Here is a 24,732-nt window from a genome sequence, read left to right on the forward strand (position 1 = left end):
CCAGGCTACGGGCCGAAGGGTGGCGAGCTGTTGCGCGCGGCGCCGTTACTCGGCCTGGGCCGCCTTCATGGCCTCGTAGGCCGGCGCCGCATAGATACCCACCTCCACCGCCAGCTCCAGCACCCGCGGCAGGTCGCTGCTGTACACCAGCACGGCCTGCAGCTCGTCGTCCAGCGGTTCGCTGAAGTCCACCAGCACGTAGCCCTGGGTTTCCGGCGACAGGCTGGAGAGCTGCACCTGGATGCGGTTGAGCGCCTTGAGCGGCTCGGTCTTGGCCAGCTGCTTGGGCTTGAGCACGAAGTTGACGTTGGCGCCGAAGGATTCGGTGATCTGCTGGAACAGCTGCTCGTAAGTGTCGGCCTGGAACAGCACGGTGTCCGGCAGGCTGCCGACCACCACCCACTCGCCGAGGGGGATGGGGAAGTCGTCGTCGTAGTTGATGTCCGGGTTGGCGGCGAGGAAGGCCTGTGGGTCGGCGTAGGCCTGGGCGGCCTCGGCGGCGATGCGGGCGATGTCGGTGGCCTGCATGCAGCCCGAGCTTATCTTGCCGATCAGTTCTTCGAGTTGGGCTTGCATGGCGACTTTCCTGGCGACAAAAGGGGCGGCAAGGATAGCCGAAATCGCCGCCCCCGCGCCCGCCGGGGTGCGCACTCAGGCGAGGGGCGGCGCCTCGTCGCGGGCCGTGTCGGAACCGTCCTCGATGGGTGTTTCGCCTGCGCTGTCTTCCCCCGGCATCGACTCCATCAGCACCGAGCCCACCGGGAAGGGCGCCTGCATCTGGAAGGGGTTGGCGCTCTCGCTGGTGGCCGGGAAGGGATCGGTGATGCGCTTGTACAGGGCATGGGCGGCCATTAGCCCGGCCATCACCGCCAGGCTCCAGAAGAAGCTGGCCGGGCCCCAGCGGTCCATGGTCAGGGAGATCAGGAAGGGGCCGATGCTGGCGCCCACCCCGCCTACCAGCAACAGGGTGCTGCTGGCGCCGGTGGCCTGGTCGGCCTCCAGCTGGTCGTTGGTCAGCGCCAGGTACAGGGCCAGCAGGGGGAAGCAGGTGCCGCCGAACAGCAGCGCCAGCAGCAGATGACTGTGATTGCTGGTGAAGCCGACCTGGGCGCTGACCAGGGCGCACAGCAGGGCGGCGACGGCCGCCGCGGCGATCACCGTGCGCCGGTCGCGGCTGTCCGACAGTCGGCCCAGGGGCCATTGCAGCAGCATGCCGCCGAGCACCAGCAGGGCCATGAACAGCGCGATCTGTTCGACCCGCATGCCCAGGCGGCTGGCGTACACCGAGCCCATGCCCAGGACCATGGCGTAGCAGGCGTTGATCAGGAAGGAGCCGACCAGGCCGGTGGGTGCCAGGCGGTACAGGGTGGCGATGCTCACCGGGCGGGCACTCTCGAAGGCCGGCATCGGCGTGGCGGTGATCAGGATGGGGATGGCCGCCAGGCTGATCAGGATGGAGATCAGGGTGAACAGCTCGAAGCCGGCCGGGTCGGACAGGTTGAGCAGGAACTGGCCGGCGGACAGCCCGGCGAGCATGGTGATCATGTACAGCGACAGCAGCTGGCCGCGGGTGCGGTTGTCGGCGGCCTGGTTCAGCCAGCTCTCGGCCACCACGTAGATGGCCGACACCGAAAAGCCGGTGAGCAGGCGCATCAGCCCCCACACCCAGGGGTCGACGAGCACCGAGTGGACCAGGATGGTCATGGAGGCCAGGGCGGTCAGCGCGGCGAAGGCGCGCACATGGCCGACCCGCTGGATGATCGCCGGCGCGCGCAGCGAGCCGAGCAGGAAGCCGACGTAGTAGCAGGACATCAGCAGGCCGGTGGCGCGGGTGTCGAAGCCCTCCAGTTCGGCGCGAATGCCCAGCAGCGAGCCCTGGGCGCCGATGCACAGGCCGATGATGCCCAGGCCGAAGAACAGCGGCCAAACGGAACGGACAGTCTGCTGCAGCATGAATCCCCCCAACGATGCCAGGCGCATCAGGCAAAACGGCTCTGCCGCGCAGGTGCGCGGCAGAGCCGGGTGGTGGCGGACGGGACGGCTGTTCCGCCCGCTTGAGGCCGAGCTTAGCTGGGCAGGAACTCCTTGGCCCAGCCCAGGCTGGCGATGTTGCGCGCGAGCATCGACTCGATCTCGCTCGAGCTGTAGCCGGCATCGGCCAGCACCTCGCGGGTCGAGTGGCCCCAGCGCTCCGGCAGGCTCACCGCCTTGATGCCGGCCTCGCTCGGGCGGATCGCCAGGTGGTCGATCTGCGTCAGGCAGTGGCCGCTCGGGTGGTCGCGGTGGATCGAGAAGGCGAAGCTGCCCCGGTCGATGCCCACGCGACCATCGCCGTCGCGGCTGTACTGTTCACGCAGCGACTCGATGGACAGCGGCACCGCCGCGGCGATGTCGGCGGCCTGCAGCTGCTCGGCCCAGTAGGCGGCCGGTGCGGCCTGCAGCGCCTGCTCGAGGAAGGCGCCGACGTCGGTTGCGGCGGCGATGCCGGCCAGGCCCTCGATGCGCTCCAGCTTCGCTAGTTCGGCGGGCTTGGAGTCGAGGTACAGCCAGCCGTCGGCGGTCTGGTAGAAGTGCGACAGGGCGTGGTGGCCCAGCACCTCGCGGCCGGACGGCTCGTCGAAGGGCGCGCGGCCGGCGTAGTCGAAGGCGAACGACAGCTGCGCCAGGTTGGTGATGGCCGACAGCGAGGTGCGTGCGCGGGTCGCCTGGCCGGTCTTGAGCTTGTGGTAGATCGACACCGCCATGCCCAGGCCGGCGGCGAAGCCGCAGTTGACGTCCAGGGTGCCGAGGTGGGCGTGCTCCTCCGGCGTGTCCGGGCCGCCGAAGCGGCTCATGATGCCGCTGTGGGCCTGGATGATGTCGTCGTAGCCGATGTAGTTGGTCTTCGGTCCCGGCAGCGGGCCGCCGAGGCAGTCGAGGCGGCAGAACAGCACGCCCGGGTTGACCGCCTGCAGGCTGTCGTTATCCAGGCCCAGGGGAGCGAGCTGACGCTCGGGGGCGTTGATCACCACCATGTCCACCGAGCGCACCAGGCGGTTGAACACCTCGCGGCCTTCGGCGCTCATGATGTCGACCAGGGCGCTGCGCTTGCCCATGCTGGTCTGGAAGCTGAACAGGGTGCCGATCAGCGGGTCGTACAGCGGTTTGACCGGGTCGAGCTTGATCACCTCGGCGCCGAAGCGGGCGAGGAAGGCGGTGGAGTGCGGTCCGGCGATCACGTTGGTCAGGTCGAGGATGCGCAGGCCGTCGAGCCAGCCGGCCTTGGACGCCGGCTTGATCGCGGCGCCGATCGGACGGGTGACGACCTCGGCGGCGGCCACGGCACTGAGTTCGGCCAGGGCCTGCTCGAAGCTGACGTTCTTGCGTGGGCGCGGGCTGACCATCTGCTCCGCGCTTTCTTCCAACCAGGCGAAGGGGCCGGGCTGCTTCATCAGGCCGTACTCGGGGTCGTCGACCTCGACGATCAGGCCGGCGGCGTTGGTGTGCTCGTGGTTGACCCACTCCTGGGTGGTGCGGTGCGGCGCGCCGGGAATCTGGCCCTCGCCGAAGATCTTGCCCCACTCTTCGGAGGTCTTGGTTAGGAAGGCCTGCTTCATCTTGGCGGAGATATGGTCGGCCCACTTCTTCGGCAGCGGGTAGACGCCGATGGAGGTCTCGCCGTCCCACTCGCTGATCGGCGCATGCAGGTCGTTGACCTCCGGCAGGCCCTCGGCCACCAGCTCGTCGTAGATGCCCAGCACGGTCAGGGCGCGCTTGGCGTGGTTGCGGTGCGAGGGGCAGACGCAATAGAACATGCGCCCGTCCGCGCACTTGTAGGTGCGGTAGAAGGGGTCCAGGTATTCCTGCAGGTCGTCGTAGCTCAGGTCCATCGGGATGTTGTTGGCCTTGCGGTACTCGATTTCCAGCTCGCGCATGGTCTTGTAGCGCTCGGGCAGGCCCTCGATGACGTAGGAGTTGTACGACAGGCCTTCCATCAGCGCGGAGATCACCGGCACCTCGATGGCGTCGCCACGGCCGGTACGCTCGCGGGCCTGCAGGGCCAGGGCCACGGAAGCGGCGGCCAGGGTGGTGGCGTAGGCCGATCCCAGCGGCAGCGGCGAGAAGCTCGGGTTCAGGCCCAGCAGCACGCGGTTGAAGCCCATGTCGGTGAAGGCGCCGGCGGTGGCGGCGACCACGGCCTCGGTGGCCTTCCATTCGCGGCGCAGCGTGTCGTTGCTGGCGAAGCCCGGCAGCGACAGGCAGATCAGCTCGGGGCGGGCCTCGCGCAGTTGGGCGAAGTCGATGCCCAGGCGCTGCATGACGCCGGGGCGGAAGCTCTCGATGACGATGTCGGCCTGGTCGATCAGGGCCAGGGCCTGGGCCAGGCCCTCCTGCGACTTGAGGTTCAGGCGCAGGCAGCTCTTGTTGCGGTTGAGCACGGCGTTGGCCGGGTGGTCCCACTGCGGGCCCTCGGGCGGATCGATATGCACCACGCTGGCGCCCAGGTCGGCCAGGGTCATGGCCACGGCGGGGCCGGCGATCTGCTGGCCGAAGTCGACGACGCGAACACCGGTCAAAGGCAATTGATTGTTGTTATTCATGGCTATTTATCCCTCGAGGAACGATCCAGCCTGCTGGTGCGAACAGTCAAGTGGGTGGGTTGTTTAATAGGTTCTGTACGACAAGTGCCTGCGCTCGGTGATGCTTCGTTAAAAACCGGTTCGGAATGCTCATTTACCGCTCGTAAATTCCGCTTCCTCACCGTTTTTGCCTCGCCTGACCTTCGCTCGACGACTTTCGTACAGAACCTAAGCGAACGCGATTTATCAGGGCAGTCGACAGGCGCATGGCCTTCATCGGTGAGGCGGATAGTAGGAATGAAGAATTGCCGCAACCAGCAATAAAAAATGGACCTAAGGCGGGGTTTTATTTATGGGTGCACAAGTGTCTGGGCGACCCCCTATGTGCGCGCTTGCTGCAGCGGCATGGCCTCGATTGCCGGTGTCGGTCGTGGCGGGTTTTGGCTAATGGAGCCATAAGTAAAAGCGCGTCATAGGCCGCTTTTTTTTTGCTTTTCATGGTTTTTCTTCTTCATAACAATAGATTTCGTCTCGATATCGGCGGTCGCTGCAAGTTGGGCGCAAGTCGAATCGGTGAAGTTGAGACGAGGGCGAGGCAGCGGCAAACGTTGCCCGGATAAACAATAACTTCCGTCCAATTGTCACGCGCTAAGGTGTCGCCGTTTATAGCGTGGAGAAGTGCTGGTTAGTTGTGCCGTGCAGTGCTGTCACGAATAACGCCGCACACTTGGATAATGCGCAATATTTAAATCAATAACAGCGTCTGGGAGTGCGCAGGCTTACTCCTGCGCCCGGTCATTCGCCAATAGCGGAGTCGCCATGTCCACTCAAGTGATACTTCCTCGCATCCTGCAGATCGGCGAGAACGCCAGTCAGGATATTCCGGTCGTCATGGCCAATCTGGGCTGCAAGCGGCCGTTGATCATCACCGACAAGATGATGGTCAAGCTGGGCTACGCCGCCGCTATCCAGCAGCGCCTGGCGGCCCACGACATCCAGGCCGAAGTGTTCGACGAGACGGTGCCGGAGCCGACCGTGGCCTCGATCCAGGCCGGCGTGGCGAAGGCGCGCAACGGCGACTACGACTGCATCATCGCCCTCGGCGGCGGCAGCCCGATCGACAGCGCCAAGGCCATCGCCATCCTCGCCAAGCACGGCGGCGAGATGCGCGACTACAGGTTCCCGCGCATCGTCGTCGAGTCCGGCCTGCCGATCATCGCGGTGCCCACCACCGCCGGCACCGGTTCGGAAGTCACCCGGGTGACCATCATCGCCGACGAGAAGACCGACGAGAAAATGCTCTGCGTGGGCATCGGCTTCATGCCGGTGGCGGCGCTGATCGACTTCAGCCTGACCCTCAGCTTGCCGGCGCGCATCACCGCCGACACCGGCATCGACGCCCTGACCCACGCCATGGAGGCCTATGTCAGCAAGAAGGCCAGCCTGTACAGCGACAGCCAGGCCCTGGAGGCCATGCGCCTGATCGCGCCGAACCTGCGTCGCGCCTACCACGACGGCGCGGACAAGGCCGCCCGCGAGGCGATGATGCTCGGCTCGACCCTGGCCGGGGTGGCCTTCTCCAACGCCTCGGTGGCGCTGGTGCACGGCATGAGCCGGCCGATCGGCGCGCACTTCCATGTGCCCCACGGCCTGTCCAACGCCATGCTGCTGCCGACCGTCACCGAGTACTCCATCCCGACCGCCGCCGCGCGTTACGCCGACTGCGCCCGCGCCATGGGCGTGGCCAGTGCCCAGGACAGCATTGATGTGGCCAACGACAAGCTGCTCGCCGAGCTGCGCGCCCTCAACGACGAGCTGCAGGTGCCCACGCCTGCGCAGTTCGGCATCGATCGCCAGCACTTCTTCGACCAGCTGCAGGTCATGGCCGAGCAGGCCCTGGCCTCCGGCTCGCCGAACAACAACCCGCGCGTGCCGAGCGCCGAAGAGATCATCGAGCTCTACAAGCAGCTCTGGTAAGCCCACGTCTATCAGCCATTAGCGGTGGCGAGCCAGCCGCCTCAACCCCTTATCGAGGAACAGTTGCGATGAACACAGTAGGACACCTGATCAACGGCCAACTCATCAGCGACGCCGCGCGCCTGCAGGACGTGTACAACCCCTCCACCGGCGAGGTCAGCAAGCAGGTGGCCCTGGCATCCAGGGCCACCGTCGAGCAGGCCATCGCCGCCGCCGAGGCGGCCTTCCCGGAATGGCGCAATACCCCGCCGATCAAGCGCGCGCGGGTGATGTTCCGCTTCAAGGAGCTGCTCGAGCAGAACGCCGAACGCATCGCCCAGATGATCGGCGAGGAGCACGGCAAGATTTCCCACGACGCCCTCGGCGAGCTGCAGCGCGGCATCGAGAACGTCGAGTACGCCTGCGGCGCCCCCGAGCTGCTCAAGGGCGAGCACAGCAAGAACGTCGGCCCGAACATCGACTCCTGGAGCGAGTTCCAGCCCCTGGGCGTGGTCGCCGGCATCACCCCGTTCAACTTCCCGGCGATGGTGCCGCTGTGGATGTTCCCCATGGCCATCGTCTGCGGCAACTGCTTCATCCTCAAGCCGTCCGAGCGCGACCCCAGCTCCACCCTGTTCATCGCCCAGCTGCTGCAGGAAGCCGGCTTGCCGGATGGCGTGATGAACGTGGTCAACGGCGACAAGGAAGCGGTCGACGTGCTGCTCAGCGACGAACGCATCCAGGCCGTCAGCTTCGTCGGCTCGACGCCGATCGCCGAGTACATCTACAAGACCGCCAACGCCAACGGCAAGCGCTGCCAGGCCCTGGGCGGGGCGAAGAACCACGCCATCGTGATGCCCGACGCGGACATGGACAACGCCGTCAACCAGCTGCTCGGCGCGGCCTTCGGCTCCTCCGGCGAGCGCTGCATGGCGCTGTCGGTGGCCGTGGCGGTGGGCGATGCGGCCGCCGATGCGCTGGTCGAGAAGATGCAGGCGGCCATGCAGTCGCTGAAGGTCGGCGCCTACTCGGACAAGCGCAACGACTTCGGCCCGGTGATCACCAAGGCCCATCAGCAGAAGGTGGTCGGCTACATCAATAGCGCCGAGGAGCAGGGCGCCACCGTGGTGGTCGACGGCCGCAATCCGCAGGTCGAAGGTCACGAGAACGGCTTCTTCGTCGGTGGCACGCTGATCGACAAGGTGCACCCGGAGATGCTCAGCTACCAGGAAGAGATCTTCGGCCCGGTGCTGCAGGTGGTACGTGTCGACAGCATGCAGGAGGCGATGGACCTGATCGATGCCCACGAGTACGGCAACGGCACCTGCATCTTCACCCGTGACGGCGAGGCGGCGCGCTATTTCTCCGACAACATCAAGGTCGGCATGGTCGGCATCAACGTGCCGCTGCCGGTGCCGGTGGCCTACCACAGCTTCGGCGGCTGGAAGCGCTCGCTGTTCGGTGACCTGCATGCCTACGGCCCGGACGCCGTGCGCTTCTACACCAAGCGCAAGACCATCACCCAGCGCTGGCCGTCGGCCGGGGTGCGCGAGGGGGTCTCCTTCTCCATGCCGACCCTGAAGTAGGCGTCTGCCCGCTCGGGCCACAGGCCACGCCCATGCCAGGGCGTGGCCTGTGGCGTTCGGCGCTGTGTCCGTCATACGGGGGATGCCAGAGTGAGTAGCACAACCCGAGAGAAGGGCTCCTCGATCGGTCGGGTGCTGGAGATCATCGAAGCGGTCGCCAAGGCCGAACGGCCGATGTCGCCGGCCGACCTGGCCTACCAGCTGGACATCCCCAAGCCGAGTATCCACCGTCTGCTCGGCCAGCTGGAGGGCGAGGGCTACCTGCAGCTCAACATGCGTGGCCAGCTGGTGCCGGGCGAGCGCATGCTCGACATCGCCCTGGGCGTGCTCTACAGCGGCCGCTTCAAGGCGCCGCGCCAGGCCATCCTCAAGCGTCTCACCGCGCAGATCGGCGAGACCTGCGGCATCGCCATCCCCAATGGCACCGAGATGATCTACTACGACCGGGTGCAGAGCGAGCGGCCCCTGCAGTTGCAGCTGTCGGTCGGCAGCCATACGCCGATCTGGTGCACCGCCAGCGGCAAGCTGTACCTCAGCTCGCTGCCCAGGGAGCGGCGCCGGCGCATTCTCCACAACCTGCCGCTGCAGCGTTATGCGCGCAACACCCTGACCGACGCCGTCGAACTGGAGGCGGCCCTGCTGAAGATCCGCGAGGCGCAGCTGGGTACCGACGACGAGGAGTTCGTCGATGGCCTGGCGGCCTGCGCGGTGCCGATCCGCGGTCGCGATGGTCGCTTATTCGCCTGTCTGTTCGCCCATGCGCCGCTGATACGCAAGAGCCTGGCGGAACTGCTGGCATATACTCCGCTGCTACGCGAGGCGGCCGGGGAGCTGGGCCGGCTGATCAGCGACACGGAGGTCGTCAGGGACCGATAGCGAGCGCTTGCGATGAAGAAAAGGCTACCCCCACTGAACTGGCTGCGCGCCTTCGAGGCGTCCGCCCGTCATCTCAACTTCACCCAGGCCGCCGCCGAGCTGAACCTGACCCAGGCGGCCATCAGCCAGCAGGTCAAGGGGCTGGAGTCGCAGCTGGGCGTCAGCCTGTTCAAGCGCCTGCCGCGCGGGCTGGAGCTGACCGAGGCCGGCCAGGCCTATATGCCGGTGGTGCACGAGGCCGTCGAGCGCCTGGCCGCCGCCACCGACGAGCTGTTCGGTCAGGGCCGCAAGCGCCTGCTCACCCTGCGGGTCAACCTGGTGTTCTTCACCACCTGGCTGGCGCCGCGCCTGGCGCGCTTCCGTGCGCGCCACCCGGATGTCGGCCTGCGTTTCGCCAGCAACATCTGGCTGGACGAGCAGGGCAAGGAGGCGGACATGGAGATCCGCTACGGCCAGGGCGTGTGGCCGGGCTACAAGTCCAGCCGGCTGACCTGGGACGAGCTGTTCCCGGTGTGCAGCCCGCGCCTGCTCGACGGCGCGCCGCCGCCTACCTCGCCGGCGGAGTTGGACGCCTACAGCCTGCTGCATGTGATCGGCTACGAGGAGGGCTGGGGCTACTGGCTCAGCCAGACCGGCTTCCACCAGGTCGATGCATCCCAGGGCATGCAGTTCGACACCCTGATCACCGCCCTGGAGATGGCCACCCTCGGCCACGGCCTGGCCCTGGGGCGCACCTCCCTGGTGGCCGGGATGATCGCCAGCGGGCGCCTGGTGGCGCCGTTCGAGCAGCGCATCGCCACCTCGGAGGCCTTCTACCTGGCCTGTCCGGCCCATCAATACCTGTCGCCCCAGGCCGAGGCGTTCTGGTCCTGGCTGGAGGAGGAGGCCGCCCTTGAGCGCGACGGCCCCGGAGCAACGCCGCCGCAGGAATAGGGCGGGCTCAGCGCAGCTGCGCCTCGGCCAGGGTGCGGCTGCGGGGAATGCGCCCGGCGTCCCAGTGCCGGGCCGCCCATTCCAGCAGGTGCGGCGGGCGCGCCTCGGCGAGCGCTTCGGGCACCTCTTGTCCCAGGGCGTGCAGGGCGCGTAGCAGCAGGGGCGCGGCCCGGTCGGCGGGCAGCGGCGGCGAGCGGTAGGACTTGCCCAGTTTGTGGCCGTCCGGCTGGATAATCAGCGGCACGTGCAGGTAGCGCGGCTGGGGGGCGCCGAGCAGCTCCTGCAGGTACAGCTGGCGGGGGGTGGAATCGAGCAGGTCGGCGCCGCGCACCACGTCGGTCACGCCCTGCCAGGCATCGTCGAGCACCACCGCCAGCTGGTAGGCGTACAGGCCGTCGCGGCGGCGGATGACGAAGTCGCCCACTTCGCGGCCCAGGTGCTGGCGATATTCGCCCTGTACGCGGTCGTCGAAGCCATAGCTCAGCTGCGGCACCCGCAGGCGGATCGCCGCATCCCGCGGGCCGTGGCCGGCGTCGCGGCAGAACCCCGGGTAGACCCCGTGATAGCCCTCCAGCTGCTTGCGCGAACAGGTGCAGGCGTAGGCCAGGCCGCTGTCCAGCAGGCGCTCGATCAGCGCCTGGTACTCGGCATGTCGTGCGCTCTGGCGTACCAGCACGCCGTCCCAGTGCAGGCCGTAGCTTTCCAGGGTTCTGAGAATCGCATCCTGGGCGCCGGGCACCTCCCGCGGCGGGTCGAGGTCTTCCATGCGCAGCAGCCAGCGACCGCCGACGGCGCGCGCATCCAGGTAGGAGGCCAGGGCCGCGACCAGGGAGCCGAAGTGCAGGTAACCGCTGGGGGTGGGGGCGAAACGACCGATATAGGCGGGAGCGTTCATGCGGGCGATGGGCTGGCGATGCGCGAACGGGGGCGGCGGGCTAGGGCGGCCGCTGTCGCCCAGAAACAACGCGGGGCGCTTGCGCGCCCCGTGGTCGGTTCAGGAACCGATCTGTTTTTCCTTGATTTCCGCCAGGGTCTTGCAGTCGATGCACAGGGTGGCGGTGGGGCGGGCTTCCAGGCGACGGATGCCGATCTCGACGCCGCAGGAGTCGCACCAGCCGTATTCGTTCTCTTCGATCAGCTCCAGCGTCTCGTCGATCTTCTTGATCAGCTTGCGCTCGCGGTCGCGGGCGCGCAGTTCCAGGCTGAACTCTTCTTCCTGGCTGGCGCGGTCGGCCGGATCGGGGAAGTTGGCCGCCTCGTCCTGCATGTGGTGCACGGTGCGGTCGACTTCCTGCATCAGTTCCAGCTTCCACTTGTTGAGGATGCCGGTAAAGTGGGCGCGCATCGGCTCACTCATGTACTCCTCGCCCTTGCTCTCTTGGTAGGGTTCGAAGCCACGAATCAGTTGGCTGCTCTTTGCTTTTGCTTTGGTGGGCATGGATGACCGCCTCTCACTCTTTCTATTCCACTGCGCAGGAGTGGTGTCCCTTTGTGCCGATTGTGCAATCGGCCCTGCGGCTGCAAGCGGGCGAACTTACCAGATCGATTGAAGCCGCGCCACTCCCGGTTGTCTAGGTTACTGCCGTTTCGCCGAGCCCTTGGTTAGAATCCGCGGTCCAACCTTTATTCAGGCAGGTCCATGGCCCAGTCCTACAGTGCGCGCAGCCGCGCCATCGAACCCTTCCATGTCATGGCCCTGCTGGCCCGCGCCAACCAGTTGCAGGCCGCCGGTCATGACGTGATCCATCTGGAGATCGGCGAACCGGACTTCACCACTGCCGCGCCCATAGTCGCCGCCGGCCAGGCCGCCTTGGCCGCCGGGCATACCCGCTACACCGCGGCGCGTGGCATTCCGGCCCTGCGCGAGGCCATCGCCGGCTTCTACGCGCAACGCTATCGGTTGAGCATAGACCCTGAGCGAATCTTGATTACCCCGGGGGGCTCCGGCGCCCTGCTGCTGGCCAGCAGCCTGCTGGTCGATCCCGGCAAGCACTGGCTGCTGGCCGACCCGGGCTACCCCTGCAACCGCCACTTCCTGCGGCTGATCGAGGGCGCCGCGCAGCTGGTGCCGGTGGGCCCGGAGGTGCGCTATCAGCTGACCCCCGAGCTGGTCGAGCGGCACTGGGATGGCGACAGCGTCGGCGCCCTGATCGCCTCGCCGGCCAACCCCACCGGCACCCTGTTGCACCGCGACGAACTGACGGCGCTGTCCCGCACGCTGAAGGGGCGCGGCGGCCATCTGGTGGTCGACGAGATCTATCACGGCCTGACCTACGGGGTGGACGCGACCAGCGTGCTGGAGGTGGACGACGAGGCCTTCGTGCTCAACAGCTTCTCCAAGTACTTCGGCATGACCGGCTGGCGCCTGGGCTGGCTGGTGGCGCCGCCGGCGGCGGTGCCGGAGCTGGAGAAGCTGGCGCAGAACCTCTACATCAGCGCGCCGAGCATGGCCCAGCACGCCGCCCTGGCCTGCTTCGAGCCGCAGACCCTGGCGATCTGCGAGCAGCGCCGTCACGAGTTCCAGCGGCGCCGCGACTTCCTGCTGCCGGCCCTGCGCGAGCTGGGCTTCCGGATCGCCGTGGAGCCGGAGGGCGCCTTCTATCTATATGCCGACATCGGCGCCTTCGGCGGCGACGCCTTCGCCTTCTGCCAGCACTTCCTGGAGACCGAGCACCTGGCGTTCACCCCGGGCCTGGACTTCGGCCGCCACCTGGCCGGCCAGCATGTGCGCTTCGCCTACACCCAGGACCTGCCGTGCCTGGAGCAGGCGGTCGAGCGCCTGGCCCGCGGCCTCAAGACCTGGCGCCCCGATGCGCTTTGAGCCGCCGCTGCAGCCGGGGCGCCTGCTGCGCCGCTACAAGCGCTTCCTCGCCGACATCGAGACGGCAGGCGGCGAGCGGCTGTGCATCCACTGTCCCAACACCGGTTCGATGCTCAACTGCATGAGCGAGGGCGCGCGGGTCTGGTTCAGCCGCTCCGACGACCCCAGGCGCAAGCTGCCGGGCACCTGGGAGATCGGCGAGACCCCCCACGGGCGCCTGGCGCTGATCAATACCGGACGGGCCAACGCCCTGGTGGAGGAGGCCCTGCGTGCCGGACTGATCGCCGAACTGGCCGGCTTCACCGGGCTGAAGCGCGAGGTGCCCTATGGCCAGGAGCGCAGCCGCATCGATTTTCGCCTGGACTACCCGGAGGGGCCGGCCTTCGTCGAGGTCAAGAGCGTGACCCTGGGCTTCGCCGACAACCCGGTGGCGGCCTTTCCCGATGCCCGTACCGAGCGCGGCGCCAAGCACCTGCGCGAGTTGGCCGCGCTGGCCCGCGAGGGCGTGCGGGCGGTGCAGCTGTACTGTGTCAACCTGAGTGGTATCGAGGCGGTGCGTCCGGCCGAGGAGATCGACCCGGCCTATGCCGCGGCCCTGCGCGAGGCGCGGGCCGCGGGCGTCGAGGTGCTGGCCTATGGCGCGCAGATCGACCCGGAGGAGGTGCGCCTGGTGCGCCGGCTCGAGGTGCGGCCGTAACGGGCTACAGCTCGACCCAGATACCCTCGGCGTTTTCCTCGCAGGGCAGCGCCTCCAGCGCCTGCCCGGCACAGGGACCGGCCACGCATTCGCCCGAGTCGATGAGAAACAGCGCGCCGTGGGTGGCGCACTGGATCAGGCTGGCGCTGGCATCGAGGAACTGGTCCGGCAGCCATTCCAGGGGAATGCCGCGATGCGGGCAGCGGTTGCGGTAGAGGTACACCCGGCCGCCCTTGCGCACGGCCAGCAGCTTCTGCTCGGTAATCACAAAGCCCCGGCTGTGGCCTTCGGCCAGCTCGTCGGGGGCACATAAACGCATCATCGGTCTCTCCATGGCAGGCGGGCATTATCCCCCTCTGTCGGGCGCTGCCAAGGGGAACCGGCCGTTGACCGGGCTGGCGGCCCGGGTCGCGGCCTTTTATCCTGCCAGCCAACCCAGCCGCGCGAAGCCAGCCTACCCCATGCATCCCGTCATCCAGCCGCGCTCACTGTTCACCGCCCTGGGCCTGTTGCTGACGATGGCCCTGTGGCTGTCGCTGGCCTTGGGGCCGGTCAGCCTGCCGCTGGCGGACACCCTGCAGGCGGCGCTGCGCCTGCTCGGCCTGCCGTTGGGCGGCGCCGAACTGGGGCAGGCCGAGCTGATCCTCGGGCAGATCCGCCTGCCGCGCACCTTGCTGGGCCTGACGGTCGGCGCGGTGCTGGCGCTGTGCGGCGTGGCGATGCAGGGGCTGTTCCGCAATCCGCTGGCCGACCCGGGGCTGGTCGGGGTCTCCAGCGGCGCGGCGCTGGGGGCGGCCCTGGCCATAGTCGGTGGCGCTGCCCTGGGCGGTCTGCCCGCGGCCCTGGCGCCTTATCTGCTGTCGCTGTGCGCCTTCGCCGGCGGCCTGGGAGTGACGGCGCTGGTCTACCGCCTCGGCCGGCGCGACGGCCAGACCAGCGTGGCGACCATGCTCCTGGCCGGCATCGCGCTGACCGCCCTGGCCGGTGCGGCGATCGGCCTGTTCACCTACCTGGCCGACGACACCACCCTGCGCAGCCTGACCTTCTGGAACCTGGGCAGCCTCAACGGCGCCAGCTACGCGCGGCTGTGGCCCTTGCTGCTGGTGACCTGCGGCGTGGCGCTGTGGCTGCCGCGGCGGGCCAGGGCGCTCAATGCCCTGCTGCTAGGCGAGTCGGAGGCGCGCCACCTGGGCTTCGCCGTGGAGCGGATCAAGCGCGAGCTGGTGCTGTGCACCGCCCTGGGCGTCGGCGCGGCGGTGGCGGCCGCCGGCATGATCGGCTTCATCGGCCTGGTGGTGCCCCACCTGATGCGCCTGCTGGTCGGGCCGGATCACCGCCTGCTGCTACCGGCGTCGGCCCTGGCCGGTGCCAGCCTGTTGTTGTTCGCCGACCTGGCCGCGCGCCTGGCCCTGGCCCCGGCGGAGTTGCCGATCGGCATCGTCACCGCGCTGATCGGGGCGCCCTTCTTCCTCTACCTGCTGTTGCGGGGACGGCCCTGATGCTGTGTGCGCAGAGCCTGGCGGTGCGGCGTGGCGGCCGTAGCGTGCTGGCGGATATCGACCTGCGGCTGCAGCCGGGCGAGGTGCTCGGCGTGCTCGGCCCCAACGGCGCCGGCAAGAGCACCCTGCTCGGTGCGCTGTGCGGCGAGTTGCCGCCGGCCCAGGGCCAGGTGCTGCTGGACGAGCGTCCCCTCGGCGCCTGGTCCGGCCCGGAGCGGGCGCGGCGCCTGGCGGTGCTGCCGCAGAGCTCGACCCTGAATTTCGCCTTTCGCGTCGAGCAGGTGGTGGCCATGGGGCGCTTGCCCCACGCCAGCGGCCGTCTGCGCGACGGCGAGATAGTCGAGGCGGCGTTGCAGGCGGCCGATGCCGCGCACCTGGGCGGGCGCAGCTACCTGGAACTGTCCGGCGGCGAGCGCCAGCGCGTGCACCTGGCGCGGGTGCTGGCGCAGCTGTGGCCGGGGGGCGAGGGCCAGGTGCTGTTGCTGGACGAGCCGACCTCGATGCTCGACCCGCTGCACCAGCACACCACCCTGCAGGCCGTGCGCACCTTCGCCGAGCAGGGCGCCGCGGTGCTGGTGATACTGCATGACCTCAACCTGGCCGCGCGCTACTGCGACTGCCTGCTGCTGCTCGAGCGCGGCCGCCCCCATGCCCTGGGCACGCCGCAGCAGGTGCTGCGCGCCGAGCCGCTGCAGGCGGTGTTCGGCCTGGAGGTGCTGGTGCAGGTTCATCCCGAACGCGGTCATCCGCTGATAGTCGCCCGTTGAGGAAGCCGCCATGCGCCTGCTCCTGCCCCTTCTGCTGATGCTGCTGAGCGCCTGCCAGGCGCTGCCGCCGATGCCGGCCTGGCAGAGCCCCGCAGGTCGCGGTCATGCCGACCTCGGCGTCATCCGCGACCTGCGCAGCGGCGAACGCCTCTCGCCCGAGGAACTGGTGGAACGCCTGGCCGACGCCGAGCGGTTGCTGGTCGGCGAGCGCCACGACAACCCCGATCACCACGCCCTGCAGCTGTGGCTGCTCGAGGCCCTGGCGGCGCGCCGGGAGCCGGGGGCGCTGCTGCTGGAGATGCTCGACGCCGCGCAGCAGGCGCGGGTGGATGCCGTCCAGACCGCCGCGCGCCTGCCCGCCGACCTGCCGGCGGCACTGGCCTGGCAGCCCGGTTGGGACTGGGCGCTGTACGGTCCCATCCTGCGCCATGCCCTGACCGAGGGCGTCCCGCTGCGCGCGGCCAACCTGAGCCGTGACGAGCTGCTGGCCGTCTATCGCCAGCCACCGGCCTTGCCCGCCGGTGCGGCGACCGCGCCGGCGGTGCGCGAGCGGCTGCTGACGCAGCTCCGCCAGGCCCACTGCGGCAAGCTGCCGGACAGCCAGCTGCCGGCCATGCTCGCCGTGCAGCAGCAGCGCGACCGGCGCATGGCCGAGGCGCTGCTGGCGGCGCCGGCACCGAGCCTGCTGCTGGCCGGGGCCTACCATGTGCGCCGCGACCTGGGCGTGCCGCTGCACCTGGCCGACCTGGGCGCCGGGGCCGGCACCCGGGTGCTGCAGCTGGCCGAGGTGGGGGCGGCGGTCACGGCCGCGCAGGCGGACTTCGTCTGGTACACCCCGGCCGTGCCGGAACAGGATCACTGCGCGCGCATCGGCGGCTGAGCGACGGCGAATGCGGCGGGGCCGATCCTGTGCCGGCCAGGCTCGCCGAGCATCGCCCGACGAATAGGCCACACTTAGGCTCAGGAGGTGGGCGCTTATGGCCGATCGTTCGCTGCGCGGGCAGCGCCTGGCGGCGTTGTTCCTGCTGGGCTGGCTGTTGTTCAGCTATCCCTTGCTGACCCTGTTCGACAACGACGCCCGGCTGCTGGGCATCCCGCTGCTCTATGCCTATCTGTTTCTGGCCTGGGCCGCGCTGATCGGCCTGATGGTGCTGGTCATCGAGGGTTCGCGTCGATGAGGGAGCCCTGAGCATGTCCCTCGGCGCCCTGATCCTGCTGGCCGCCGGCGCTTACCTGGGGCTGCTCTTCGCCATCGCCTACTGGGGCGACAGGCGCGCCGACGCCGGCCGCTCGATCATCGCCAATCCCTATATCTATGCGCTGTCGCTGGCGGTCTATGCCACCTCCTGGACCTTCTACGGCAGCGTCGGCCGCGCGGCGGACAGTGGCGTCGGCTTCCTGCCGATCTACCTGGGGCCGACCCTGATGGCGGCGCTGTTCTGGCTGGTGCTGCGCAAGATGATCCGCATCAGCAAGGCCAACCGCATCACCTCGATCGCCGACTTCGTCGCCGCGCGCTATGGCAAGAGTGCGCTGCTCGGCGGCCTGGTGACGCTGATCGCGGTGGTCGGGGTGATCCCCTATATCGCCCTGCAGCTCAAGGCGGTGTCCACCAGCTTCCTGATCCTCTGGCAGTACCCGGCGCTGCGCATGCCGGGGCAGGCCCAGGCACCCGGCCCGCTGCAGGACACCGCGCTCTATGTGGCGCTGCTGCTGGCGGCCTTCACCATCCTCTTCGGCACCCGCCACCTGGATGCCACCGAGCGCCACGAGGGCATGGTCGCGGCCATCGCCTTCGAGTCGCTGGTCAAGTTGCTGGCCTTCCTGGCCGTCGGCCTGTTCGTCACCTTCGGCCTCTACCAGGGCTTCGCCGACCTGTTCGCCCAGGCGGCGCGGTTGCCGGATTTCGACCGCCTGCTGACCCTGGGCGGCCCGGAAGGCCGCTACGGTTCCTGGACGGCGCTGATCTGCCTGTCGATGCTGTCGGTCCTGCTGTTGCCGCGGCAGTTCCAGGTCGGTGTGGTGGAGAACGTAAACGAGGACCACCTGGCCAAGGCCGTATGGTTGTTTCCGCTGTACCTGCTGGCGATCAACCTGTTCGTCCTGCCGATCGCCTTCGCCGGCTTGCTGCAGTTCCCCGCCGGCACGCTGGATGCCGATACCTTCGTCCTCAGCCTGCCCCTGTCCCAGCACCAGGTGGCGCTGGCGCTGCTGGTGTTCATCGGCGGGCTGTCGGCGGCCACCGGCATGGTCATAGTCGAGACCATCGCCCTGTCGACCATGATCTGCAACGACCTGATGATGCCCCTGCTGCTGCGCTGGAAGGCCCTGGCCCGCCGCAGCGATCTCTCCGGGCTGCTGCTGGGCATTCGTCGCGGCGCCATTCTGCTGCTGCTGTTGCTCGGCTATGGCTATTACCGGGCGGCCGGGGAGGCCTATGCCCTGGTGTCGATCGGCCTGGTGTCCTTCGCCGCGGTGGCGCAGTTCGCCCCGGCGCTGCTCGGCGGCATGTACTGGACGCAGGGCAGCCGCAGCGGTGCCCTGAGCGGCCTGACGCTGGGCTTCGCGCTCTGGGCCTACACCCTGCTGCTGCCGGCGTTCGCCAAGTCCGGCTGGCTGCCGCTGGCCTTCATCGAACAGGGACCGCTGGCCATCGCCTGGCTCAAGCCGCAGGCACTGTTCGGCCTGGAGGGGCTGGACGAGATCGGTCACGCGCTGTTCTGGAGCCTCGCGGCCAACCTCGGCGCCTATGTCGGGGTGTCGCTGCTGGGCCGTCAGAGCGCCCGCGAGCATGCCCAGGCGCTGCTGTTCGTCGATGCCTTCAAGGTCGCCGGCGGTGGCTCCAGCCCGTGGCGCGGCAGTGCCTCGATGAGCGAGGTGGTCGCCCTGGTCGGCCGCTTCCTCGGTCCGCAGCGGGCCGCCGAGGCCTTCGCCGATCATGCCCGGCGCCGCGGGCTGGCTGCGCCCGCCGAGTTGACGCCGGACGCCGAGCTGGTGCGTTTCGCCGAGCAGCAGCTGGCCGGCGCCATCGGCACCGCCTCGGCGCGGGTCATGCTGGCCTCGGTGGTCCAGGAGGAGCCGTTGGGCATGCACGAGGTGCTGGGTATACTCGACGAGGCCTCCCAGGTGCGCGCCTACAGCCGCCGCCTGGAACAGCAATCGCGGGAGCTGGAGGCCGCCACCGGCGAACTGCGCGCGGCCAATGCCCGGCTGCAGGAGCTCGACCGGCTGAAGGACGACTTCGTCGCCACCGTGACCCACGAACTGCGCACGCCGCTGACCTCGATCCGCGCCTTCGCCGAGATACTCAACGACAACCCGGAGCTGGCGGCGCAGCAGCGCGCGCGCTTCGTCGCCATCATCGTCAAGGAGAGCGAGCGTCTGACGCGGATGATCAACCAGGTGCTGGACCTGGCCAAGCTCGAATCGGGGCAGGTCGAGTGGCAGGCAGCCGAGGTCGACCTCAGGGCGGTGATCGAGGACGCCGTGGCCAGCACCAGCCAGCTGCTCGGCGACCAGCGGATCGGCCTGGGGCTCGAGCTGCCGCCACGGGTGGCGCCGGTAGTGGCCGACCGCGACCGCCTACTGCAGGTGCTGCTCAACCTGATCGCCAACGCGGTGAAGTTTTGCGACCGCGAACATGGGCGCATCGACATCGTCCTGCGCGAACAGGCCGAGGCGTTGCGGGTGGAGGTGCGCGACAACGGCGCCGGCATCGATCCGGCCGATCAGGAGGCGATCTTCGAGAAATTCCGCCAGGTCGGCGACAGCCTCACCGGCAAGCCCCAGGGCACCGGCCTGGGCCTGCCCATCAGCCGGCAGATCATCGAGCACTTCGGCGGCCGCCTGTGGGTGGACAGCGCGTGCGGGCAGGGCGCGTGCTTTTCTTTTACCCTTCCCCTAGGGGCGCGCGCCGAGGCGTCGGCCCCCGATCGCAAGACGGAGGACTCGGTATGAGCCATAGCGTACTGATCGCCGACGACGAGCCGAACATCGTCATCTCCCTGGAGTTCCTCCTGCAGCAGGCGGGCTACCAGGTGCGGGTGGCCCACGACGGCCAGCAGGCCTGGGAGTCGATCCAGCGCCAGCCGCCCGACCTGGTGCTGCTCGATGTGATGCTGCCGCACCTGAGCGGCTTCGACCTGTGCCAGAAGATTCGCGAGAATCCGGCCTGGGCCCGACTGCGTATCGTCATGCTGACCGCCAAGGGTCGCGAGGTGGAGATCAGCAAGGGCCTGGCGCTGGGGGCCGATGCCTACATCACCAAGCCGTTCTCGACCCAGGACCTGCTGGCCCGGGTACGCACCTTGCTCGAGGGCGACTAGGCATGAGCCCACGGCTCAGGTTCGTCGCCTGGCTGGCCGGACTCGTTGGGCTGCTCATGGTCCTGCTCGGCCTGGTCGGGGCGGCGTTGTGGAGCGACCTGGAGCCGGCCGAGCGTGCCGCGCTGGCGGCCCTGGTCGAGGGCCGGGGCGCCCTGCTGGTGGTGCTCGGCGTCCTGCTGCTGGTGCCCTTCGCCGTGCTCCTGCGCCTCGCCCTGCAGGCCTACCCGGAGGCGGCGGCGCGCCTGACCGAGGAAGTCGGCATCATCCACCGGGTCAATCCCGGACACCGCATCCAGCCGGGCGGCGCACGAGCGATGCGTCGGCTGGCGCGCGCGCTGAATGCCTTCGCCGAGAGCCATGGCGCCGTGCAGGAGGAGGTCAGACAGCGCATCGAGGAGGCCAACGCCCATCTGGAACAGGAGAAGAACCGCCTGGCGGCGCTGATGTCGGAACTGGCCCAGAGCGTGCTGGTGTGCAACCGCGAGGGGCGCATCCTGCTGTACAACAGCCGTGCCAGCCTGTTGCTGGAACCCTCCGACACACAGGTCGGCGGCGCACCGGTCGGGCTGGGGCGGTCGATCTTCGCCATCCTCGACCGGCGCCTGATCGGGCATGCCCTGGAGCGCGTGCGCCGGCGCCTGGAACAGCGCAGTCCGCGACCCGTGGCCACTTTCGTCGCGGCCCGCGGCACCCAGCTGTTGCGGTCCCAGATGGTGCCGCTGCAGGGCGGGGAGGGCGAGTTGATCGGTTTCGTGCTGATCCTCGAGGACATTACCCGCGCGGTGCAACTCAACAGCCGCCGCGATGCCCTGATGCTGCAGCTCACCGAGGGCAGCCGCGGTGCCCTGGCCAATATCCGTGCCGCCGCCGAAACCCTGCAGCAGTATCCCGAGATGGATGCCGAGCGCCGCCAGCGCTTCGGTGCGGTGATCCTCGACGAGGCGCAGCGGCTGTCCCGACAGTTGGAGCAGTCGCTGGCCCGGCACGCCGATATTCTGCGACCGCAATGGCCGCTGGAGGACATGCTGGCCGGCGACCTGCTGCTCGCCCTGCAGCGCAACTTTGCCGCGGTGCTGGACGTCACCGCGCACTACGCGGGCAACGCCCCGCCGCTCTGGCTGTGCCTGGACAGCTACTCCCTGGTGCAGGCCATGACCCAGCTGATGGGAGCCCTGGCCAGCGCCTGTGCGGTGCGCGAGGTCGAACTGGAACTGGCCGAGGAGGACGGTTTCGCCCGCCTGGGCCTGTGCTGGCAGGGGGCTCCCCTGGAGCCTGAGCTGTTGCACGAGTGGGAGGAACGGCCGTTCAGCCTGGGCGGCGACGACCCCGGCGCGGCGACCCTGCGCGAGGTGCTGGAGCGCCACGGCGGCGAGCTCTGGTGCCGGAGCGATCGCGCCACCGGCGCCAGTCGTCTGTGTCTGCAGTTGCCGATCATCGAGCCGGAGCCGGCGGAGGCCCGTGCGGAGCCCAGCCAGGGGCGTCCGGTGTACTACGACTTCGACTTGTTCAGTCAGCCGGGGCAGACCCCGGAACTGGACGAGCGCCCCCTGGTCGAGTTGGCCTATACGGTGTTCGATACCGAGACCACCGGCTTGGCGCCTTCCGAGGGCGACGAGATCATCTCGATCGGCGCGGTGCGCATCGTCAACGGCCACCTGCTCAAGCAGGAGTGTTTCGAGCAGCTGATCGACCCACACCGTTCGATTCCCCGTGAGTCCCAGCAGGTGCACGGTCTGACCCCGGAGCTGCTGACCGGCCAGCCGAGCATCGCCCAGGTGCTGCCGCTGTTCCAGCGTTTCGCCGAGGACACCGTGCTGGTCGCCCACAATGCGGCATTCGACATGCGCTTCCTGCAACTCAAGGAGGCGCAGACCGGCATCCGCTTCATCCAGCCGGTGCTCGACACCCTGCTGCTGTCGGCCCTGGCCCATCCCGGCCATACGGCCGACGAGCATCGTCTCGAGCAGATCGCCGCCCGCCTGGGGGTGCAGGTGATAGATCGGCATACCGCCCTGGGGGATGCCATGGTCACCGGGGAGGTGTTTCTGCGTTTGATCCCGCTGCTCGCCGAGCGTGGCATCCACACGCTGCGGCAGGCGCGCGAAGCCTCGCAGAAGACCATCTACGCCAAGCTGGAGTATTAGGCGGGGGGCGGAGGCAGAAACTGCAGGCAAAAAAAGACCCGGCATGCGCCGGGTCAATAACCGTGATTAGCCTGATGAGGAGATAACCTGAAGAGTCCGATTGGAGGCCCCTTTAGCTTACCGGCTGATCTCGCGATCAGTTGATTGAATAATAACAATTCTCATTTCGATGTCAACGCTCCCGGGCAAATAAATTCTCGCCGTCCCGCTTCGGGCTGGCGCGCCGGCTAGACCGCCTCGGCCGGCAGGCGCAACTGGGTGACTTCCTTGTTCAGCAGGTCGATGCGCCGGGCCATGCTCTCGATCAGGCTGTGGGCGATTCGCGGGTTGCTCTGCATCAGGCCGAGGAACTGTTCCTTGGGGATCACCATCACGGTGCAGGGCTCGGTGGCCAGTACCGTGGCGCTGCGCCTTTCCCGGGTGAACACCGCCATGGCTCCGAAGATCTCGTCCTTCTGCACATCGCCGACCTTGTGGCCGTCGACGAAGGCTTCGGCGTGGCCTTCGATGATGATGAACACATGATCGGCGGCATCGCCCTGGTGGATCAGTTCCTCGCCGGCGGCGAAGTGCTGGAAGCCGGTGGCGGGGCGTATTTCCGGTTGCTTGAGGCGTGCCAGGGCATCGGAGAGCAGCGCCGTGTGGCCGATCAGGTACTGGATGAACTGCTCCTGGCGCGATTCGCTGGCGTAGATATGCCGGAACACCTCGCTGCGCGAGTAGGGCACCAGGCTCAGCGGCTCTTCGCTGCGATAGCGGCAGCTGGGCAGATCGATGCCTTGGCGCAGCCCGACCAGGTCGCCCTCTTGTAGATAGAACAGCGGGCGTTCGTCGACCAGGGCATGGAGCAGGCCGTCCTCGATGATGAACAGTTGATTGCTCGGCAGCATCGGCGCCAGGTCCTCGACCTGCTCCAGCCTGAGCGCGTCGCCCGCCGGTTGCAGGTCGTCCAGCAGTCGGGCGGGGATGCTTTGCAGTCGACTGATCAGCTGGTCGGCATATGCCGGTTGCTCCCCGAGTAGATACATGAGCGTAATTCCTTGAACGGGCTTGGACGGGCTAGGGCGCACGAATGGCCTTGAAACAATAGGTGGCGCGGCGGTTTTGGTAAATCCTCGTCGGCACAGGTTGTGAGCTAGCTCTTGTTGTGGGCCGCGTAGGCCTCGACCTGGCCATTGAGTTCGGCCTTGTGGGCGGGGGGCAGCTCGTTCCAGTGCACGTCCAGCAGCGCCCCCTCGATGGCGTAGAGCAGCACCTTGGAGGCGCGAAAGCCCCGCGCCCGAACGGCCCGGTAGGCGCTCACGGCACCCAGGCGGCGCAGGTCGTTGGCGCTGTGGATGCCGGCCGCGTGCAGCCATTGCACCGAGGTCTTGCCCAGGTTCTTCAGGTGTTGCAGTTCGTCGTTCATCGAGTCTCCTTGCGTCTGCGAGTGCGGAACGAAGCGCGATCAGCGTGCAATGCCTGCCAGGAAGTGTAGCGGCCAGCGTATCGGTCGCGGTTGTCTGACATCGCCCCAGGCCTGGCGCAATGCCGGCGTCAGCTCGGCAACCGGGTCGCGGCCGTGTTGCCGTTCCCAGCGCTGTACCGCAGACCAGGTGCGCAGATAGCCGAGCAGTTGGGCGAAGTTCCAAGACGTCGCGAGGGCCAGTTCGGGCGTCTCGATGGGGGACAGGGGGCAGTGGATGTCCCGGTAGCCGGCATCGACGCTGGCGCGCCCGTCCAGCCAGTAACCGGCCAGCGTGCCGCGGTAGAAATCTGCGACCAAGGCATCCAGGCCGGCGTCGATCTGCATCAGGCCATAGCACCAGGCGCAGAACAGACCGTCCGGCCTGAGCAGGCGGCTGACCTCGGCGAAGAACGCCGGGCTGGCGAACCAGTGCAGCGCCTGGGCGACCACCACCAGGTCGAGGCTGGCCGACGGCAGTGGCAGCACTTGGGCGTCGGCGACGAACAGCTGGATACCCCTCCAGTCGCTGCCGGCGCGCAGCTGTTCGATGCTGGCGTCGCAGGCCAGCACCTGACCGAAGTGGCGGCGCAGCGGCTGGCTGGCCTGGCCGTTGCCGCAGCCGATATCCAGGGCCCTCTGGTGTTGCGGGCTGTGCCTGGCCAGCCAGGCGAACAGCTCGTCCGGGTAGTGTGGGCGATAGCTGGCATAGGCCTCTGCGCCGGCACCGAACAGCGCGCTGATCTCGCTCATGCTCAGCGGGTTCGATAGCGCAGGCGGGTGCCGAAGTTGACCGACATCAGCAGTTCGTCGGCCGAGAGGTCTGCCGGGAAGTAGGCCCCGGAGATCTGCGCATGGGCCAGGCTGGCGCCTTCCAGGCGGGACTGGCGCAGGTCCAGGCCGCGCAGGTCGGTGCCGCGGAAATAGGCATCGGTGAAGTTGATGCCCTGGGCGTCCAGGGCGCGCAGGTCGAGCCCGCGGAAGTCGCCGCCGCTCAAGTCGATCTCGACGTCCATGGGGCGCTGGGTGTTGAACCCTGTGATGTTTTCCTCGCGCAGCAGGCGGTAGAGCGGGCTATCGAGTTGGCGCGGCTGGCTCATGACGGGCTTTCCATAGGAGGGTTTC

At 68.3% G+C, this 24,732-nt stretch carries 23 protein-coding genes; 13 read left to right on the plus strand and 10 right to left on the minus strand.

Annotation, left to right across the window (positions count from 1 at the left end; translation table 11 throughout):
* Positions 1-45 precede the first annotated feature (45 nt).
* The 3 genes from SBP02_RS03620 to SBP02_RS03630 form a co-directional block, all read right to left on the minus strand.
* Positions 46-576, minus strand: a complete 531-nt coding sequence (locus SBP02_RS03620) for a hypothetical protein (protein WP_318645051.1) — start codon at positions 574-576, stop codon at positions 46-48.
* A 75-nt stretch (positions 577-651) separates the two neighbouring features.
* Positions 652-1,953, minus strand: a complete 1,302-nt coding sequence (locus SBP02_RS03625) for an MFS transporter (RefSeq protein ID WP_318645052.1) — start codon at positions 1,951-1,953, stop codon at positions 652-654.
* A gap of 113 nt (positions 1,954-2,066) precedes the next feature.
* Positions 2,067-4,580, minus strand: a complete 2,514-nt coding sequence (locus SBP02_RS03630) for a CoA transferase (protein ID WP_318645053.1) — start codon at positions 4,578-4,580, stop codon at positions 2,067-2,069.
* 798 nt (positions 4,581-5,378) lie between these two features.
* On the opposite strand from SBP02_RS03630, the gene SBP02_RS03635 reads away from it, so the two are divergent.
* The 4 genes from SBP02_RS03635 to gcvA all read left to right on the plus strand — a co-directional run bounded on the left by SBP02_RS03635 (position 5,379) and on the right by gcvA (position 9,910).
* On the plus strand, positions 5,379-6,536 hold the full coding sequence (locus SBP02_RS03635; RefSeq protein WP_318645054.1) for an iron-containing alcohol dehydrogenase: 1,158 nt from the start codon (positions 5,379-5,381) through the stop codon (positions 6,534-6,536).
* A gap of 68 nt (positions 6,537-6,604) precedes the next feature.
* The gene (locus SBP02_RS03640; RefSeq protein WP_318645055.1) at positions 6,605-8,101 is read left to right on the plus strand and encodes a CoA-acylating methylmalonate-semialdehyde dehydrogenase; all 1,497 of its coding nucleotides are present in this window, start codon (positions 6,605-6,607) and stop codon (positions 8,099-8,101) included.
* A gap of 90 nt (positions 8,102-8,191) precedes the next feature.
* A complete protein-coding gene (locus SBP02_RS03645) occupies positions 8,192-8,977 on the plus strand; it encodes an IclR family transcriptional regulator (protein WP_318645056.1) in 786 nt (261 codons plus the stop codon).
* A gap of 12 nt (positions 8,978-8,989) precedes the next feature.
* Positions 8,990-9,910, plus strand: coding sequence for a transcriptional regulator GcvA (gene gcvA, locus SBP02_RS03650; RefSeq protein ID WP_318645057.1), 921 nt, complete (start codon positions 8,990-8,992; stop codon positions 9,908-9,910).
* A gap of 7 nt (positions 9,911-9,917) precedes the next feature.
* Here gcvA and gluQRS read toward each other — a convergent pair whose 3' ends face one another.
* Together gluQRS and dksA are read right to left on the minus strand one after the other, a co-directional pair.
* The gene (gene gluQRS / locus SBP02_RS03655; protein WP_318645058.1) at positions 9,918-10,805 is read right to left on the minus strand and encodes a tRNA glutamyl-Q(34) synthetase GluQRS; all 888 of its coding nucleotides are present in this window, start codon (positions 10,803-10,805) and stop codon (positions 9,918-9,920) included.
* Positions 10,806-10,904: 99 nt separating this feature from the next.
* Positions 10,905-11,348, minus strand: a complete 444-nt coding sequence (dksA, locus tag SBP02_RS03660) for an RNA polymerase-binding protein DksA (protein WP_255839902.1) — start codon at positions 11,346-11,348, stop codon at positions 10,905-10,907.
* Between the two features lie 201 nt (positions 11,349-11,549).
* Between dksA and SBP02_RS03665 the strand changes: the two genes are divergently transcribed.
* The gene (locus tag SBP02_RS03665) at positions 11,550-12,731 is read left to right on the plus strand and encodes a pyridoxal phosphate-dependent aminotransferase (protein ID WP_318645059.1); all 1,182 of its coding nucleotides are present in this window, start codon (positions 11,550-11,552) and stop codon (positions 12,729-12,731) included.
* Complete coding sequence (gene sfsA / locus SBP02_RS03670; protein ID WP_318645060.1) at positions 12,721-13,428, plus strand: DNA/RNA nuclease SfsA; 708 nt, start codon at positions 12,721-12,723, stop codon at positions 13,426-13,428. Before SBP02_RS03665 ends, sfsA begins: the two co-directional genes overlap by 11 nt.
* A gap of 4 nt (positions 13,429-13,432) precedes the next feature.
* On the opposite strand, the gene SBP02_RS03675 is transcribed toward sfsA, so the two are convergent.
* Positions 13,433-13,750, minus strand: a complete 318-nt coding sequence (locus SBP02_RS03675) for a Rieske (2Fe-2S) protein (RefSeq protein ID WP_318645061.1) — start codon at positions 13,748-13,750, stop codon at positions 13,433-13,435.
* A gap of 196 nt (positions 13,751-13,946) precedes the next feature.
* On the opposite strand from SBP02_RS03675, the gene SBP02_RS03680 reads away from it, so the two are divergent.
* From SBP02_RS03680 to SBP02_RS03710, 7 genes are all read left to right on the plus strand, one after another.
* Positions 13,947-14,927, plus strand: coding sequence for a FecCD family ABC transporter permease (locus SBP02_RS03680; RefSeq protein WP_318646291.1), 981 nt, complete (start codon positions 13,947-13,949; stop codon positions 14,925-14,927).
* The gene (locus tag SBP02_RS03685; protein WP_318645062.1) at positions 14,927-15,694 is read left to right on the plus strand and encodes a heme ABC transporter ATP-binding protein; all 768 of its coding nucleotides are present in this window, start codon (positions 14,927-14,929) and stop codon (positions 15,692-15,694) included. Before SBP02_RS03680 ends, SBP02_RS03685 begins: the two co-directional genes overlap by 1 nt.
* Before the next feature lie 10 nt (positions 15,695-15,704).
* Complete coding sequence (locus SBP02_RS03690) at positions 15,705-16,574, plus strand: ChaN family lipoprotein (protein WP_318645063.1); 870 nt, start codon at positions 15,705-15,707, stop codon at positions 16,572-16,574.
* 97 nt (positions 16,575-16,671) lie between these two features.
* Positions 16,672-16,872, plus strand: a complete 201-nt coding sequence (locus SBP02_RS03695) for a hypothetical protein (protein ID WP_318645064.1) — start codon at positions 16,672-16,674, stop codon at positions 16,870-16,872.
* A gap of 13 nt (positions 16,873-16,885) precedes the next feature.
* Positions 16,886-19,651 (plus strand): sensor histidine kinase, encoded by a 2,766-nt coding sequence (locus SBP02_RS03700; protein WP_318645065.1) that lies wholly within the window; start codon positions 16,886-16,888, stop codon positions 19,649-19,651.
* Positions 19,648-20,019: a response regulator transcription factor gene (locus tag SBP02_RS03705; RefSeq protein ID WP_318645066.1), complete on the plus strand. Its 372-nt coding sequence runs from the start codon at positions 19,648-19,650 to the stop codon at positions 20,017-20,019. Before SBP02_RS03700 ends, SBP02_RS03705 begins: the two co-directional genes overlap by 4 nt.
* Before the next feature lie 2 nt (positions 20,020-20,021).
* Positions 20,022-22,163: a 3'-5' exonuclease gene (locus SBP02_RS03710; protein ID WP_318645067.1), complete on the plus strand. Its 2,142-nt coding sequence runs from the start codon at positions 20,022-20,024 to the stop codon at positions 22,161-22,163.
* A gap of 227 nt (positions 22,164-22,390) precedes the next feature.
* Here SBP02_RS03710 and SBP02_RS03715 read toward each other — a convergent pair whose 3' ends face one another.
* The 4 genes from SBP02_RS03715 to SBP02_RS03730 form a co-directional block, all read right to left on the minus strand.
* The gene (locus tag SBP02_RS03715) at positions 22,391-23,191 is read right to left on the minus strand and encodes a Crp/Fnr family transcriptional regulator (protein WP_318645068.1); all 801 of its coding nucleotides are present in this window, start codon (positions 23,189-23,191) and stop codon (positions 22,391-22,393) included.
* Positions 23,192-23,298: 107 nt separating this feature from the next.
* On the minus strand, positions 23,299-23,571 hold the full coding sequence (locus tag SBP02_RS03720; protein WP_318645069.1) for a TfoX/Sxy family protein: 273 nt from the start codon (positions 23,569-23,571) through the stop codon (positions 23,299-23,301).
* A gap of 39 nt (positions 23,572-23,610) precedes the next feature.
* Entirely contained in the window at positions 23,611-24,360 is a 750-nt protein-coding gene (locus tag SBP02_RS03725; protein ID WP_318645070.1) for a class I SAM-dependent methyltransferase, read from the minus strand.
* 2 nt (positions 24,361-24,362) lie between these two features.
* Positions 24,363-24,707 (minus strand): pentapeptide repeat-containing protein, encoded by a 345-nt coding sequence (locus SBP02_RS03730; protein WP_318645071.1) that lies wholly within the window; start codon positions 24,705-24,707, stop codon positions 24,363-24,365.
* Between the last annotated feature and the right edge of the window lie 25 nt (positions 24,708-24,732).

Origin of the sequence: Pseudomonas benzenivorans, from assembly GCF_033547155.1 — a bacterium.
In the GTDB taxonomy this organism is placed as follows: Bacteria; Pseudomonadota; Gammaproteobacteria; order Pseudomonadales; family Pseudomonadaceae; genus Aquipseudomonas; species Aquipseudomonas benzenivorans_B.

Excerpts from the sequence above, each read along its gene's own strand:
- gluQRS (WP_318645058.1), bottom strand. The coding sequence starts at position 10,805 with ATGAACGCTCCCGCCTATATCGGTCGTTTCGCCCCCACCCCCAGCGGT.
- SBP02_RS03715 (WP_318645068.1), bottom strand. The coding sequence starts at position 23,191 with ATGTATCTACTCGGGGAGCAACCGGCATATGCCGACCAGCTGATCAGT.
- SBP02_RS03635 (WP_318645054.1), top strand. The coding sequence starts at position 5,379 with ATGTCCACTCAAGTGATACTTCCTCGCATCCTGCAGATCGGCGAGAAC.
- SBP02_RS03705 (WP_318645066.1), top strand. The coding sequence starts at position 19,648 with ATGAGCCATAGCGTACTGATCGCCGACGACGAGCCGAACATCGTCATC.
- sfsA (WP_318645060.1), top strand. The coding sequence starts at position 12,721 with ATGCGCTTTGAGCCGCCGCTGCAGCCGGGGCGCCTGCTGCGCCGCTAC.
- SBP02_RS03690 (WP_318645063.1), top strand. The coding sequence starts at position 15,705 with ATGCGCCTGCTCCTGCCCCTTCTGCTGATGCTGCTGAGCGCCTGCCAG.
- gcvA (WP_318645057.1), top strand. The coding sequence starts at position 8,990 with ATGAAGAAAAGGCTACCCCCACTGAACTGGCTGCGCGCCTTCGAGGCG.
- SBP02_RS03620 (WP_318645051.1), bottom strand. The coding sequence starts at position 576 with ATGCAAGCCCAACTCGAAGAACTGATCGGCAAGATAAGCTCGGGCTGC.
- SBP02_RS03725 (WP_318645070.1), bottom strand. The coding sequence starts at position 24,360 with ATGAGCGAGATCAGCGCGCTGTTCGGTGCCGGCGCAGAGGCCTATGCC.
- SBP02_RS03665 (WP_318645059.1), top strand. The coding sequence starts at position 11,550 with ATGGCCCAGTCCTACAGTGCGCGCAGCCGCGCCATCGAACCCTTCCAT.
- SBP02_RS03710 (WP_318645067.1), top strand. The coding sequence starts at position 20,022 with ATGAGCCCACGGCTCAGGTTCGTCGCCTGGCTGGCCGGACTCGTTGGG.
- SBP02_RS03625 (WP_318645052.1), bottom strand. The coding sequence starts at position 1,953 with ATGCTGCAGCAGACTGTCCGTTCCGTTTGGCCGCTGTTCTTCGGCCTG.
- SBP02_RS03700 (WP_318645065.1), top strand. The coding sequence starts at position 16,886 with ATGTCCCTCGGCGCCCTGATCCTGCTGGCCGCCGGCGCTTACCTGGGG.
- SBP02_RS03630 (WP_318645053.1), bottom strand. The coding sequence starts at position 4,580 with ATGAATAACAACAATCAATTGCCTTTGACCGGTGTTCGCGTCGTCGAC.
- dksA (WP_255839902.1), bottom strand. The coding sequence starts at position 11,348 with ATGCCCACCAAAGCAAAAGCAAAGAGCAGCCAACTGATTCGTGGCTTC.
- SBP02_RS03685 (WP_318645062.1), top strand. The coding sequence starts at position 14,927 with ATGCTGTGTGCGCAGAGCCTGGCGGTGCGGCGTGGCGGCCGTAGCGTG.
- SBP02_RS03640 (WP_318645055.1), top strand. The coding sequence starts at position 6,605 with ATGAACACAGTAGGACACCTGATCAACGGCCAACTCATCAGCGACGCC.
- SBP02_RS03730 (WP_318645071.1), bottom strand. The coding sequence starts at position 24,707 with ATGAGCCAGCCGCGCCAACTCGATAGCCCGCTCTACCGCCTGCTGCGC.
- SBP02_RS03695 (WP_318645064.1), top strand. The coding sequence starts at position 16,672 with ATGGCCGATCGTTCGCTGCGCGGGCAGCGCCTGGCGGCGTTGTTCCTG.
- SBP02_RS03675 (WP_318645061.1), bottom strand. The coding sequence starts at position 13,750 with ATGATGCGTTTATGTGCCCCCGACGAGCTGGCCGAAGGCCACAGCCGG.
- SBP02_RS03680 (WP_318646291.1), top strand. The coding sequence starts at position 13,947 with ATGGCCCTGTGGCTGTCGCTGGCCTTGGGGCCGGTCAGCCTGCCGCTG.
- SBP02_RS03720 (WP_318645069.1), bottom strand. The coding sequence starts at position 23,571 with ATGAACGACGAACTGCAACACCTGAAGAACCTGGGCAAGACCTCGGTG.